Here is a 13435-nt window from a genome sequence, read left to right as displayed (position 1 = left end):
GCGAGCGGAACCCAGTGGTCCGTGTTATTCAACTCACGATGAGGGCCTTGGGGCAGAACACGTCTACGAAACCTCTCCTCTGGAGACGCCCGGTGACGTCGAGTAGGTACTCTCGAACGTCGTCGCCATAGCAACGTCCCAGGGCTATGATGTCGTCATTGGCGAGAACCCCAACGGCGATGGCCACATCGCACTGTACATACTGGGCTCGACGATCGTCAGTGCCACCAGCGTTGACAGGGTTAAAGAGACCCTTCGGCTCTGTTGAATCACTAGACGGCGTCGGGATAGGTCGCTAAATCAAAGGAGTTGAAGCGGGATGATTTGGTTGTCCATGACACAAATCTCCCGCTTCACTGGAGAGATTGTACCGATTGCTCAAAGAGTTACTGGCGATGGAGACGAATCCGCCGCCCCGGAAGGTGGCGGCGGATTCGCCGATTACGCCCTCGTTTCTCTCCATTGTCTGCGGATTTACCTTGATGCGTCCTACCGAATGACGATTGACCTGCTCAAAGAGATGCCACAAATAACCGGGGAGATCGGCCTCAATGCGGCCGATCTTCCCTCTCCATCCACGTTGTGTAAAGCGTTCGACCGGATCGAGATGAGCGTTTGTCGAGTGTTGCTGCGCCAGTCGGCGCAGCTACACGACCCATCGAAACACGCTGCTATCGACGCCACATTCTACGAACGCTCGGCCGCCAGCCGCCACTACTGCCAGCGAATCAGCTACCGCGTGCAGAAGCTAAAAGTCACGAAACTCGTCGATACAGACACTCAAGCCGTCCTTGACGTACACTGTTCGACGAATAGGGAAGGAAGCGACGCAGACCTCGCCGAGCAGATCGCCCGTCGGAACGCGGGCGATCTGCGGTCTCTGGCCGCCGACAAAGGCTATGACAAGCAAGCGCTCCGCGAAGCATTGCGTGAACTCGGCATCAGACCCCTGATCAAGCACCGCATCTTCGCTCCCTACGACCACGCACACAACGCCAGAATCGACGAACAGCGATACAACCAGCGCTCGATGACTGAGACCGTCAATTCGGCTGTGAAGCGCTCGCTCGGCTTCGCCGTGCGAGCGCGATCCTGGTTTCGTGAGTTCCGCGAAATCGCCCTGATGTGTGTCGTCTACAACATCAAACGTGCTGTGAAACAATGAAATCTACCGCCTTATGGCGATTCAACACAGCCCATCAAACTCACCCTCTTCGGGATCGTATCCGACTTGCTTCATCGACTTAGTCACCAGCTTGATCGCCCTCTCAATGTCTTCGATCTCCACAGTGTCCGAAAGTCGAATCCGCGCACTCGACTCCGCAAGCCGCTGGATTGCCTCGACCTTCCGAAACGTCAACGGAATCGGTGAGTCGTCGTCTTGCTCACCAGCACTCGCGCGGAACTCGACGAAGAACTGCTTGAGCCGCTCCGCTACTTCGTCGTCCTCGATGATCGGACGACAGGTCTGCTTGGCGTGAGCGACGTAGGCCCGTAGCACATCTCGATCGATCGCCGGTTCGACCCGTTGCTGTTCCTCGTCACTCAGCTCCGCTCCACGAGTATGACGGCCTGCAGCCTGTCGACTCTGGACCATGTGCTCGACCACTTCCGCGTCGTCTTCCCGATTGGGCTGGTCAGACACCATGAACATCAGATCGAATCGGGAGAGCAGCGTCGGTCCCATGTCGATCTGTTCACCCTTCGGTCGGTAACGTTCGAAGCGGCCATTCTTCGGATTCCCCGCCGCCAGTAGCGATGTGCGAGCGTTCAGCGTGGCGTTGATCCCGGCCTTGTTGACGTGGACCTGCTGGCTCTCCAGGGCGTCGTGCATCGAGGACACTGCGTCGGATTGCATCTTGTCGATCTCGTCGACGCAGGCGATCCCGCCGTCGGCCAGCACAAGCGCACCGGCTTCCAGTCCCCACTCGGTATCACCGAAGTCGTCAGCGACCGCCGCCGCAGTCATGCCTGCCGCCGTCGCACCTTTCCCCGATGCGTAGGTCGACCGCGGCGCGATCTGGTCGACGTAGCGGAGGAAGGTCGACTTGCCACAGCCGGGGTCCCCGAGGAGGAGCATGTGCCAGTCGCCGCGGTCGCGGCTTCCGTCGGGATACTCGTGTGCCCACCCGCCGAAGAGCTGGAGAGCGACGGCGAGCTTGACGTGCTCGTCCCCCCGGTGCTTCGGGTTGATCGAGTCGATCAGGAGCTGGTACGGATCACCGCGCTCGCCGCTCGCGATAGCTTCGATCTCGTCGCGGTGCTCCTCTACGTCGACATCGTCGTAGTCGCTCTCCTCTTTCACCACTGCCCGCGCGTCGAGGTTCGTGTCGAAGTCGAGACCCTGCTCTGTGCCCGGCTCCTCGATATCCAGCATACCCGTCAGGACCACTCTGTCCCCGGCGTCGAAGCCTTCGATCAGGTCGTCTTCGAGGTGAACGTCGACGCTTGGGGCATCACCACCCTTCGTCTGCTCGGGCGGTTGCTGGAGTCGAGCGTACTGGTGGTCGATCCAGCTACTCGCACCGGCGTCAAGCGAGAACGGTCCTTGCCGCTCGCACCCCTGGCACTCGTGGGGTTCCTGCAGCGTATCGCCGGTCTGTGGGATCGTCGTCTGCGTCCCGCAGCGCTGGCACTCCCACGTCGCCTTGGTGAGTCGGGGCTTCACGTCTGAGACCTTCTGTACCTGCCCGCGGATGTCCAGTAGCTGGCCGATGTTTTCGTGTCGAGAGACTTCGGACACGTCGAAGACATCCGTCTCGGGGAGGTTGTACAGCCGGACGTGCGCGTCGTCGAGATCGACAGCGACCGGCAGGTCGTAGAGTGCGAGTGCTTCTTCCAGGTACTCCTGCAGTTGCTGGGGATGGTTCCGAACGTCGTCGGCGATGTCGGGATCGAAGCGGTACAGGTCGTCGTAGTCGACGTAGAGGGACTTCTGTTCCCGCGGGTAGTGTTGAGCGAGCTGGCCGATCTCTTCCGAGTAGTAGTCCCGGAAGAATGCTATCAGGTCGTCGACGAGTTCGTGGTTTTCGGGCATCGTGTGTTTCTGTGAAGTCTTCACAACAGCCGCGCAGGCTGTTGATCGGTGTGATGAGCGAGCGGTGCGAGCGGATTGCGAGCGTACTAACAGCTATCCGATAGTTGTTTACAGACCCGTCCTACCCTGCAAATCCTAAGGGTTCAGACGGTTTCGCTGAAACTGGGTCGACTCGGTGGGGGCTTCCCCCATCGCGGCTGTTGTGAGGACTTCACAGATTCTCGCCCTCCTCGTCAGCCGTGTACTTGCGGGGGAGTGTCCCGGCGTCGAGATCGAGGCGAAGCTCTCCGTTCCTGTACTGGAGCGCCTTCCCGTCGATCAGCCGGGCGGCACGCTCCATGTCGCGGTAGATCGTCGTTCGGTCGATGTCCGGGAAGTGGAGCGCTTCCTCGGCTTCGTCGCGGTCGACGGTCGCTGCAGACGGCTCGTCACGCCGCTCACGCGCTTTCGCCGCGCGGTGAAGGTGCTGGACCAGCGTGACCGCGCGTTGCTTGCCGGACATCTTGTCGGCGTTCTCGACGACTTCGAGGATGTCGGTGCGCGCGTCGAGCCGTGCGACTTCCGCTTCGAGTTCCTCGACCCGTTCGTCGCGCGCTTCCAGCTCGTCCTCTAACTCCGCGCGCTGCTCTCGCTCGTCGTGTAGTTCCTCCCGAAGTCCCGAGACCTGCTTCGAGAGCGCGTCCATCCGTGCAGACACCTCCTGCACGGTGGTTTCGAGGCTCTCGTCCCCGGGGTTCGCGTCGGCAGAATCGGCTCCATCGCCGCGGTCTGCGGGGTCGGGATCGCTCACGCCGACCACCCCGCGAGAGACCCCCGGCTACGGGGGGTAGTCATTCCGGCATGTAAACCGAGAAGGGTATGCCGCCTCCCGGATTTGAACCGGGGACAGCCCGATCTTCAGTCGAGTGCTCTCCCAGTCTGAGCTAAGGCGGCGCGCATTCGTGACGAGGCCGAGGGTATCAAAAAGGATTTCGAAAGCGGGCGGCGACTCACAGCGGTCGTTCGTAGGTCACTTCGTCGACGGGAACGTCGGCGAGCGTGATCTGCTGGCGGTCGACGAGGGTCGCGCCGTGGCGCTCGTAGAACGTTCGTGCTCGGTCGTTGGCCGCGAGCACGCGGATCTGGAGCCGTTCGCGGCCGCGCTCTCGGAGCCGGTCGGTGAGGGCGACGAACAGTCGGTGTCCGATGCCCGCGCCCCAGCGGTCGGGCTGGACGTAGATTGCCGACAGGCTGGCGAGGTCGGCTTCGATCTGGCCACCGAAGGCGTATCCGACGACGCCGTCGTCGACCGCGACGAGGTAGGTGGTCGCGTCGTTCGCGACGCCGTCGGCGACGACCGAATCGGCGTACCACTCCTCGACCGTCGCCTCGACGGCTTCGGGGCCGAGGACGGGGTCGTAGGCGGCGTGCCAGGTTTCTCGGGCGACGCGCTGTATCGCCGGGACGTCGCCGTGTTCGGCGGGGCGAACCGTGACCATTGCTCACCGCTTGGTCGGGCGTCGGCAAAACTGTCGGGGATCAGGGCAGAAAGAGGTCGGCGGTGTCGAACTCGCTCCCGCAGTCGTCACACTCGTAGTCGGTGCCGTTGGTCGTGGAGACGTGGCCGTCGCAGTTCGGGCACGTGGAGCCGTCGATCATCACCCGTGGTACCGGGTACCACGACAAAGCTCTTTCGGCCGCCGTCGTTCGTCACTCGGTCGCCCGACGGCGATTGCTCGCCAGGAGCACACAGAGCAGGGCGAAGTAGGTGACCAGTCCCCAGGACAGCGCCGCCACGACGAGTGGTCCGGCGAGCGCGTAGCCAGCCAGTCCCACGGCGAGGAGTCCGGCCGTCGAGCCCAGCTGGACCACGGGGCGCGTCCACAGGCGCGCGACAGCCGACGATCGCAGGAACGCAACTTCGACCAGGAGCGCCACCGCGACGCCGCTGGCGATCGCTGTCGGGGTGGTGAGCGTGTCGACTGCTCGCTCGGCGACCAACAGCGCGAGCAGTCCGGCCGACGCGAGGGCGGCCAGCAGTGCGTCTCGGCGTACCGTCGCGGTCACGTCTCGTCGGAGGTCGCCGGGGCCGAAATCGCTGTCGGCGGCTCCGGGCGCGGTTCGGTCCCCACCGACAGGTCCAATGTTCGCCCGTCCCAACGGGCTGGTATGAGTGACGACGCCTCGCTGACGGACTTCGTCGGCGACGCCACGGACGACGAGCCCCGAGACGAGTCGTCGACGAGTGGGGACGAGCAGGCCGACGCGGAGGGCGGTCGGGTATCGCCGGACAGCGTCGAACCGGCGGCGACGACGGCAGCCTGGTCGCCCGACGGCGAGCCCTGCCGCCGGTGTGGGACCTCGGTTTCGTACCGCTGGCAGGGAGAGGACGGACTGGTCTGTCCCGACTGCAAGGAGTGGTAGACCGACGGTCCCGCGGACCGTATCGTCTGTCTGCGGTCGTGTATGTGTCGAGCTAACAGGCAGCAGTATTACAAGCGCTGATCCCTAAGGAGGGGTCACGACTGGCATCGCGCCCGGCGGCGGCAGTGCCAGGCCGTCCGCCGACGGGGCCACTGCCGGGGGCGTGGTCCCGTGACAGCGTGCCTGCGGTGGACACTGACAACAATGACAGATACCGACACACCACGAGGGTCCCACTCCGAGTCTGCCCTCGGCGAGGCGAACCGAGTCGCGACTCAGGTCATCGAGAACGTCGAGCGGGTCATCGTCGGCCACCACGAGGAGATCGAACACATCCTGACCGCGATGCTGGGGCGGGGCCACATCCTCCTGGAGGACGTTCCCGGCGTCGGCAAGACGATGCTGGCGAAGGCCGTCGCAGCCTCCTTCGACGGCACGTTCAAGCGCGTCCAGTTCACGCCGGATCTGTTGCCGTCGGACGTAACCGGTGTGAACGTGTACAACCAGCAGACCGAGACGTTCACGTTCCAGGAGGGGCCGATCTTCGCGAACGTCGTCCTGGGTGACGAGATCAACCGCGCGCCGCCCAAGACCCAGTCGGCGCTGCTGGAAGCGATGGAAGAAGAGCAGGTCACGGTCGACGGGGACACGCGGGACGTGCCCGATCCGTTCACCGTCATCGCGACCCAGAACACCGTCGAGCAGAACCGGACCTACGCGCTCCCGATGGCGGAGCTGGACCGCTTCATGAAGAAGCTCCACCTCGGCTACCCCAGCGCCGACGACGAGGCGGCCATGCTCGCTCGCGTCGTCAGCGACCACCCCATCGAGCGCCTCTCGCCGGTCGCCAGCGTCGCGGAGTTTCGCCGGGCCCAGCGGACGGTCTCGGACGTGACGATCGAGGCACCGCTGCGCGAGTACGCGACGCGACTGGCACGCTACACCCGCGAACACGGCCAGCTTGGCGTGAGCCCCCGCGGGAGCATCGCGCTCTTGCGGGCGGCACAGGCCCGCGCGGTGCTGGACGGCCGAGACTACGTCGTCCCCGACGACGTGCGCGCGGAAGCACGCGTCGTGTTGCCCCACCGCATCCGAACCGACACCGCCGAACAGACCGGCGCGGGGCTGGTCCGGACGGCCCTCGACACTGTCCCGATCGAAGAATGAGACCGACACGCCGCGGCGTCGCGACGCTCGCCGTCGTGGGGCTGGCAGTGACGATGGCGTGGCTGTCCGGCCCGCGGTCGCTGAACGCCGTCGCCGCGCCGCTGTCGATTGCCCTCGCGGTCGGCGCGCTCCAGGTGAAGCGTGCGGGGGCACCGACGGTCGAGCGCAGCCAGCCCCGCCGTGGCTTTCCCGGCGAGTCCCGGACCGTCTCGCTGACGGTCGAGGGACGCGGCGTCGCGACGATCTCCGAGGAACTCGCCGACGGCCTGTCGGCGGCGGCCGAGTTCGAGCGGACGCTGCCGGCGACGGTCAGCTACGACCTCGCGTACGACGCGCGCGGCGTCTACGAACTCACCCGGACGACCGTCGCCGTCCGGGACGTGCTCGGACTGGTCGAACAGCGCTACGAGGTCACCGAGCGCACGGAGGTCGTCGTCTATCCGCCGGTCTACTCACTGGGTGGCGCGACCTTCGAGCGGACGCTGGGACTGGACAGCGGCCAGCGCAGCGAGTTCGACCGACTCCGCGAGTACGTGCCCGGCGACTCGCTGCGAGACGTCCACTGGAAGTCCAGTGCCAAGCACGACGACCTGCTGGTGACGGAGTTCTCCGATCCCGTCGGCGACGAGGGGCTCTCGATCGCCGCCCAGTCGACCGAGGGCCACGCCGACGAGATGGCCGCTGGCGCGGCGACGGTCCTCGTCGGCGCGCTCCGGGCGGGGCTGACCACCGCGATGACGGTCCCGGCCGGCTCGATCGAGGCGGGCCACGGCCAGCGCCACCGCCAGCGGGCGCTCGAACTCCTCGCGCGGACGAGCAGCGGCGACGTCGACGAGACTGCCTGGAACCGAGCCGACGTACGCATCCGTGCCGACGCCACGGGCGTGAGCGTCTCGCTCGGCGACGCCGTCCACGAACTGGCGGAACTGACGACCACGCGCGACAATCCGCTGGTCGCGGAGGGTGTCTCGTGAGTACGGCAGACCGGCTGGGACTCGACTGGCCCACAGTCGAGAGTGTCGGCGTCCCCGGACGGACACGCACCGCGGCGCTGGTCGCGGTCGCGGCGCTGCTCGGCTCGACGCTGCAAGTGCTGTACTTCTTCATCGACGTGGTCGGGCTCCCTTCGCGGTTTCTGGCGGTCGTCGCCGCCTCGCTGGTCGCCGCGACGGTGCTGGCCCGTCTCCTGACCCCGCGCAGCGCCGTCGCGCTCGGCGGCGTCCTCCTGCTGGTCGGGCTCTGGTGGTACGTCCAGCAACTGAGCGGCTCGCCGCGGATCGGGGAGTTGCTGACCGATACGCTCTCCTTGCTGACTGGCAACACGCTCCTGCGGATCACCAACATCCGGGCGTGGGTGCTCGGTGTCACGCCCGCACCCACCTTCCTGACGTGGTACTTCGCGATGCGACGCCGGTATGCCCTGGCCGTCGCCGCGGCGGGCGGGACGCTGGGGTTCCTCGTCCTGACCGGCGACGCCGACCTGCTGACGACGCTGTCGGGCGTCGTCGCCGCGGTGGCGACGCTTGGCTTTGGCGACTTCGACCGCCGCGGCGAACCGATCGTCGACGCCGAGACGATCCTCGTGACGGCCGCGCTGATGGTCGTCGTCCCGTCGCTGGTGTCGGTCGTCCCCGCCACTGCGGGACTGTCACTGAACGTCGACGGCACCGGCTCGGAGACGGTCGAGGCGAGTCTCCTCCAGAGCGGCGACCAGCTCTCGGTCCAGGGCTCGATCAGCCTCTCGCCCGAGGTCCGCTTTACCGTCACCAGTAGCGAGCCTCGCTACTGGCGGATCGGGAGCTTCGACCGGTACACCGGCGACGGGTGGGTCAGTCAGACCAACAGCCGCGCGTACGGCGGCGGCCGACTCGACGAGCCGCCCGGCCCGACCCGGATCGTCGAGCAGCGCTTTCGGGCCGAAACGGACGCTGGAGTGATGCCGGCGGCCTGGAAACCGATCCAGAGCCGTGGCAACCCCGCCACACGCGTCGATGGCGACGGGGGCCTCGCGACCGGCGCACCCATTCGAGAGGGCGACAGTTATCGCGTCACCAGCGCCGTCCCCGCGGCCACGCCGGCCCAGCTCAACGACACCACGCGTGCGTACCCCCAGCAGATCGAGGAGACGTACACGCAACTGCCGGCGAGCACGCCAGACCGCGTCGGCGAGCGGACCGACCGGCTCACACGCGAGGCCCGCACGCCCTACGAGACGGCCCTGACGATCGAGAACTGGCTGGAGAACAACCGCGAGTACTCGCTTGACGTGCGCCGTCCCGACGGCAACGTCGCAGACGCCTTCCTCTTCGAGATGTCGGCCGGCTACTGCACCTACTACGCGACGACGATGGCGACGATGTTGCGGACACAGGACATCCCGGCACGGATGGCCGTCGGCTACACGTCCGGTGAACGGGTCGCCGAGGACCGCTGGGTCGTGCGCGGACAGAACGCCCACGCCTGGGTCGAGGTCTACTTCGAAGAGTACGGCTGGGTCCGGTTCGACCCGACGCCCGCCAGCGACCGCGAGAGTGCCCGCGACCGGAACGTCGAGTCGGCCCGGCAACGAGATCGCCCGTCCGTCGACACCAACGAGAGCGGCGGCCCGGAGTGGTCGCCGACGCCGACGGCGACTCCCCAGCCGCTCACACCGGTCGACAACGCTACCGACGCCGGGGGAACGCCGCTCGGTCCACAGACCCGTCCCGGCGTCAACCCGGAAGACAGCATCTCGACCGCGACGCGGGTCGGCGAGTCCCGCACCGAGATTGCCGATGCGACGACGGATCGCCCTGGTCCGGCCAGTTCGCTGCCGTCCCGTCGGGAGGCGGCACTGGGACTGCTCGCGATCGTCGGGACCGTGATCGGCGTGCGCCGGAGCGATCTGGGCCGGCGCGTCTACCGGAGCGTGTGGCTCTACTACCAGCCCCGGTCGACCCCCGAGCGAGACACCGAGCGGGCCTTTCAGCGGCTCGTGTACTATCTGGGCCGCGAACACGACCGGCCGCGCCGTCCCGACGAGACCGTCCGAGCGTACCTCGATGCCGTCGACGCCGACGAGCGCGCACGCGAGGTGGCGTCGATCAGAGAACGGGCTCGCTACGCCGGCACGGTCGACGAGGCGGCGGCCGATCGGGCCGTCTCGCTCGTCGACGAGATCGTTCGCTCGCGTGGCACGGCGAAATAACCCCGACAGTATTTAATACGTTGATTTCGTAGCCCGCAGTGTAATGTCGGAAGTCTGCTCGACGTGCGGGCTCCCTGAGGAACTCTGCGTCTGCGAAGACGTGGCCAAGGAGTCTCAGGAGATCAACATCCGCATCGACGAGCGCCGTTACGGTAAGGAGGTAACGATCATCGAAGGGTTCGATCCATCGGACGTGGACATGGACAGCCTGTCGTCGGATCTCAAGTCCAAGTTCGCCTGCGGCGGGACCGTCGAGGACGGTCAGATCGAACTCCAGGGTAACCACACGGGCCGCGTCGAGGACTTCCTGCGCGATAAGGGATTCAACGTCGCCTGATACGGCCGGCAGTCGTTGCTGATGGGGGGTGTCGCCACGAGACAGACACTCGCCGGGACATCGCTACGACTGCCGTCCGACACCGGACTACTTGTCGCCGGGCCCGCACGGCGAGCGCAGCGGGTGCGTTCGTGGCGACCGTCTCGGTCGCCCTCGTCTTTCGCCCGTCTATAGTAACAGCTGCAACGGTTTACACACCGATCGCACGACCGCAGTGCGATCGGGTGTGCATCGATGTTCGATGGCTACGATAGTACTGTCAGTCTCAGTGGCGTCGCTGTCGCCGTCACGGACTCGGAGTCGGCGTTCCGGGCCGTCCTCGACGGACGCTGCGCCGCGTTTCTGGCCAATTTCAGTACGAGGACAATTCATACTACGTCCGATTATCGAAAGAAAAGCTGGGAATTAAGACGCGTCGGCTGGTGCTCTCACTCGGAACAGGTGACCGATGGACGACTTACTGAGTGACCCGACCACGGTTCTCGTGGTCGGCGGACGCGAGCGGGCGGTGGCCCCGACTCGGTCTGCCTCGGCGGCGGGCTCGATCGGCGAGGTCGTCGTCGACAGCGTCGAGGCCGCGCTCACGACGCTGTCGGACCGTCGGGACGTGGGCTGCGTGCTGGTGACGGCAGCCCCGACCGACGCGTCGGTCGTCGAGGCGTGTGAACAGATTCACGCGGTCGACGAGCACCGCCCCATCCTCCTGTCGCTCGGGGACTCGGCCGGTCGGACGGCGGCACGCGCCACGCAGGCCGGTGCGAGCGAGATCGTCCTCGACGAAGACGACCTGCCCGACCGCCTCGCTGCCGCCGTCGATCGGTACGAACGCCGCCGCGACCAGGCCGCCGAGAGTAGCATGTTCAGGACGCTCCTCGACGGCGTCGAGGGTGCGGTGTACGTCAAGGACCGCGAGGCTCGCCACCTCCGCAAGTCGACGAGTCCGGGCGATTTCAGCTCGGAGGCGTTCATCGGCCAGACCGACGTGGATATGTACGGGGAGTCGGACAACGCCGTCGAGTCCTACGAGGACGACCTTCGGGTCATCGAGGAGGGTGAGCCACTCTACGACAAGGAGGCGAGTTACACGACCCCCGACGGCACCCACTGGTCGTGGACGACGAAACTGCCCTGGGAACACGACGGCGAGGTCGTCGGACTCGTCGGCTGGACTCGCGATGTCACGGAGATCGTCGAGCGTCGGGAGCGCCTGAAGTGCCAGGACCAACGGATGGAGGAGTTCGTCCGGTCGATCCGACACGACATGAAGAGCCCCATCCAGATCGCTAGCGGCCGGATCGCCCTGGCCCGCGAGACCGGCGACGTGACGACGCTCGAACAGGCCAGCGAGGCGATCACGCGCATCGACGAGATCCTCGACGACCTCACGCAGACGGTCCTGGAGAACTCGTCGCTCTCGCCGGAGGGGGTCGGCGTCGGACAGTCGAGCCCGGTGTCCCTGCCCGCCCTCGTCGAGGACGTGTGGGAACTGGTCGGCTTCGACGCCGCGTCGCTGGAGGTCGAGTTCGGGCCGGACGCCGTCGTCAACGCGCCCCGATCGAGCATCCGGCCGGTCCTCGAAAACCTGCTCAAGAACGCGGTCGATCACGGCTGCTCGGGCGTGACCGTCCGCGTCGGACCGCTGCCGTCCGGTGGGCTGTACGTCGCCGACGACGGTCCGGGAATTCCCGAGACCGAGCGAGAGCGCGTCTTCGAAGACGGGTACACGACGACCAGAACCGGCACCGGGACGGGGCTGAGCATCGTCACGAACATCGCCGAACAGCGCAACTGGGAGCTCTCTCTCACGGAGAGTTGGGCCGGCGGAGCCCGCATCGAACTCCGGAACACGCTCGTGGTCCCCGATCCGTCGGTCGCGCCGACTGCCGACGAGACGATCGCGCTCACCGAGGGGGTCGACGTCGGCGACGTGCTCGTCGCGGGCGAGTCGACGGCAGAGGAGGGCCGCTGGCACGTCACTGGCTCCGGTAAGAACATCTACGGCGAGTGGAACGAGTTTCACTACCGCTGTGCCCGCGTCGAGGGACCGGTGCGGATCGAGGGGCGGTTCACCGACCTCGACGGTGCCAACGAGTGGAGCACCGCCGGGCTGATGGTCAGAGACGGACTCGACGACGAGGCGTCGTACGGACACGTCGGCCTCACCGAGGGCCACGGGACGAAAATCGACTGGCGGACGAGCCAGGGTGCCAGCGGCACGACCCGCCATCTCGAAGAGTCGTCGCTCGATGCCCCGTGGTACCGCGTGGACCGGATCGACGACACGCTGACGATCTACTGCTCGACGGACGGTCGGTCGTGGCGGCCACTCGACCAGCGCCGTATCGAGCTGACCGACCCCGTCTGGGTCGGCACCACGGTCTGTAGCGTCCAGCCCGAGGAACTGGCCCGGTCGACCGTCGAACACCTCACCGTCACGCGTCTCGACCCGGAGTGACCGCGCCAGTGGTGCGCGAAACCACCCGACGCGGAGCGCGGGCCTAGAAGAACTGGAACAGATCGTCTCGCCCGGCCTCGTGGAGGTGGTGGCGGACGGCCTCGTCGAGCGCGTCGACGGAGCCCCGCTTGGCGCTGATCGGGGCGATCGTCTCCTGCCACTGTTGCCACGGTGGATAGAGGCCGAGACGATCGCAGATGTCGTTCAGCCGCTCGTCCTCGTCGTCGACCTTGTCCATCTTGTTGACGGCGACGACGGGCTCGACGTCGACGTCTCGCAGGAAGTGAAACAGCTCTACGTCGTGGGGGATCTCGTCGGGACCGGAGTGGCGGTCGATGATGTCGACGGCCGCCTTCCCGTCGAGGACGAGGATGCCGACGAGGATCTTGTCGGCGTTGGCCTCGACGTACCGGACAACGTCGGTCTTGATCTGCTCGCGGACGTCCTCGGGGACGCCGTTCATGAACCCGAAGCCGGGGAGGTCGGTCACCATGAAGTCCGGCCCGGCCCAGTCGAAGTGGTTGGGCTTACGGGTGACGCCGGGCTTCTGGCCGGTGTCGACGCTGTGGCCCGTGATCTCGCGCATCAGCGTCGACTTGCCGACGTTGGACCGGCCCACCAGGACGATCTCGCTGTCCCGGTTCGGTCGCTGTTCGAACATACCCGCGGTAGACGGCGGAGCCTGAAATCCTCGCCGGTCGCGAACGACCGGGCGGCTCGCCTCGGTCGGGCACTCGGATTAACACCTGCTGTTGTTCTCATCGGTGGATTTAACAGTATCTTCGATGATACTCTCGATACCCGCAGTTGATCGCCGGGCCGCCGTCGCGGCGAGTGGCGGCCGAGTCC

The 13435-nt window shown here is 66.2% G+C and carries 12 protein-coding genes and 1 tRNA gene; 7 read left to right on the top strand and 6 right to left on the bottom strand.

What is annotated here, in order from left to right:
• Positions 1–334 precede the first annotated feature (334 nt).
• Positions 335–1165, top strand: coding sequence for an IS5 family transposase (locus tag ACAH01_RS02130; protein WP_372479458.1), 831 nt, complete (start codon positions 335–337; stop codon positions 1163–1165).
• A 21-nt stretch (positions 1166–1186) separates the two neighbouring features.
• Here the strand turns inward: ACAH01_RS02130 and ACAH01_RS02125 are convergent, their stop codons facing one another.
• The 5 genes from ACAH01_RS02125 to ACAH01_RS02105 form a co-directional block, all read right to left on the bottom strand.
• Complete coding sequence (locus ACAH01_RS02125) at positions 1187–3037, bottom strand: minichromosome maintenance protein MCM (protein ID WP_372480096.1); 1851 nt, start codon at positions 3035–3037, stop codon at positions 1187–1189.
• A 211-nt stretch (positions 3038–3248) separates the two neighbouring features.
• Positions 3249–3827: a hypothetical protein gene (locus ACAH01_RS02120; RefSeq protein ID WP_372480095.1), complete on the bottom strand. Its 579-nt coding sequence runs from the start codon at positions 3825–3827 to the stop codon at positions 3249–3251.
• Between the two features lie 69 nt (positions 3828–3896).
• Positions 3897–3970 (bottom strand) — tRNA-Phe (locus ACAH01_RS02115).
• A gap of 56 nt (positions 3971–4026) precedes the next feature.
• Positions 4027–4515 (bottom strand): N-acetyltransferase family protein, encoded by a 489-nt coding sequence (locus tag ACAH01_RS02110; protein ID WP_372480094.1) that lies wholly within the window; start codon positions 4513–4515, stop codon positions 4027–4029.
• Between the two features lie 211 nt (positions 4516–4726).
• Positions 4727–5083, bottom strand: coding sequence for a hypothetical protein (locus tag ACAH01_RS02105; protein WP_372480093.1), 357 nt, complete (start codon positions 5081–5083; stop codon positions 4727–4729).
• 102 nt (positions 5084–5185) lie between these two features.
• Here ACAH01_RS02105 and ACAH01_RS02100 point away from each other — a divergent pair, with 102 nt between their 5' ends.
• The 6 genes from ACAH01_RS02100 to ACAH01_RS02075 all read left to right on the top strand — a co-directional run bounded on the left by ACAH01_RS02100 (position 5186) and on the right by ACAH01_RS02075 (position 12586).
• Positions 5186–5440 (top strand): hypothetical protein, encoded by a 255-nt coding sequence (locus ACAH01_RS02100; RefSeq protein WP_372480092.1) that lies wholly within the window; start codon positions 5186–5188, stop codon positions 5438–5440.
• Between the two features lie 204 nt (positions 5441–5644).
• Complete coding sequence (locus ACAH01_RS02095) at positions 5645–6607, top strand: MoxR family ATPase (RefSeq protein ID WP_170092838.1); 963 nt, start codon at positions 5645–5647, stop codon at positions 6605–6607.
• Positions 6604–7581, top strand: a complete 978-nt coding sequence (locus ACAH01_RS02090) for a DUF58 domain-containing protein (protein WP_372480091.1) — start codon at positions 6604–6606, stop codon at positions 7579–7581. The genes ACAH01_RS02095 and ACAH01_RS02090 overlap by 4 nt, the downstream gene beginning before the upstream one ends.
• Positions 7578–9794 carry a transglutaminaseTgpA domain-containing protein gene (locus ACAH01_RS02085; RefSeq protein WP_372480090.1) on the top strand — a complete coding sequence of 739 codons (2217 nt, stop codon included), beginning with the start codon at positions 7578–7580 and terminating at the stop codon, positions 9792–9794. Before ACAH01_RS02090 ends, ACAH01_RS02085 begins: the two co-directional genes overlap by 4 nt.
• Positions 9795–9837: 43 nt before the next feature.
• Positions 9838–10131 (top strand): stress response translation initiation inhibitor YciH, encoded by a 294-nt coding sequence (gene yciH, locus ACAH01_RS02080; RefSeq protein WP_015761607.1) that lies wholly within the window; start codon positions 9838–9840, stop codon positions 10129–10131.
• 448 nt (positions 10132–10579) lie between these two features.
• Positions 10580–12586, top strand: coding sequence for an ATP-binding protein (locus tag ACAH01_RS02075; protein WP_372480089.1), 2007 nt, complete (start codon positions 10580–10582; stop codon positions 12584–12586).
• 43 nt (positions 12587–12629) lie between these two features.
• Here the strand turns inward: ACAH01_RS02075 and engB are convergent, their stop codons facing one another.
• A complete protein-coding gene (gene engB, locus ACAH01_RS02070) occupies positions 12630–13247 on the bottom strand; it encodes a GTP-binding protein EngB (protein WP_170092834.1) in 618 nt (205 codons plus the stop codon).
• Between the last annotated feature and the right edge of the window lie 188 nt (positions 13248–13435).

Source organism: Halomicrobium sp. HM KBTZ05 (assembly GCF_041530035.1).
In the GTDB taxonomy this organism is placed as follows: Archaea; Halobacteriota; Halobacteria; order Halobacteriales; family Haloarculaceae; genus Halomicrobium.
Note: the sequence above shows the minus strand (reverse complement) of the source record. Positions and strands in the feature narration are given on the sequence as shown.

What these genes read in the sequence shown, in the direction of transcription:
- yciH (WP_015761607.1), top strand. Translation starts at nt 9,838, where the DNA reads ATGTCGGAAGTCTGCTCGACGTGCGGGCTCCCTGAGGAACTCTGCGTC.
- engB (WP_170092834.1), bottom strand. Translation starts at nt 13,247, where the DNA reads ATGTTCGAACAGCGACCGAACCGGGACAGCGAGATCGTCCTGGTGGGC.
- ACAH01_RS02095 (WP_170092838.1), top strand. Translation starts at nt 5,645, where the DNA reads ATGACAGATACCGACACACCACGAGGGTCCCACTCCGAGTCTGCCCTC.
- ACAH01_RS02075 (WP_372480089.1), top strand. Translation starts at nt 10,580, where the DNA reads ATGGACGACTTACTGAGTGACCCGACCACGGTTCTCGTGGTCGGCGGA.
- ACAH01_RS02125 (WP_372480096.1), bottom strand. Translation starts at nt 3,037, where the DNA reads ATGCCCGAAAACCACGAACTCGTCGACGACCTGATAGCATTCTTCCGG.
- ACAH01_RS02110 (WP_372480094.1), bottom strand. Translation starts at nt 4,515, where the DNA reads ATGGTCACGGTTCGCCCCGCCGAACACGGCGACGTCCCGGCGATACAG.
- ACAH01_RS02100 (WP_372480092.1), top strand. Translation starts at nt 5,186, where the DNA reads ATGAGTGACGACGCCTCGCTGACGGACTTCGTCGGCGACGCCACGGAC.
- ACAH01_RS02090 (WP_372480091.1), top strand. Translation starts at nt 6,604, where the DNA reads ATGAGACCGACACGCCGCGGCGTCGCGACGCTCGCCGTCGTGGGGCTG.
- ACAH01_RS02130 (WP_372479458.1), top strand. Translation starts at nt 335, where the DNA reads ATGACACAAATCTCCCGCTTCACTGGAGAGATTGTACCGATTGCTCAA.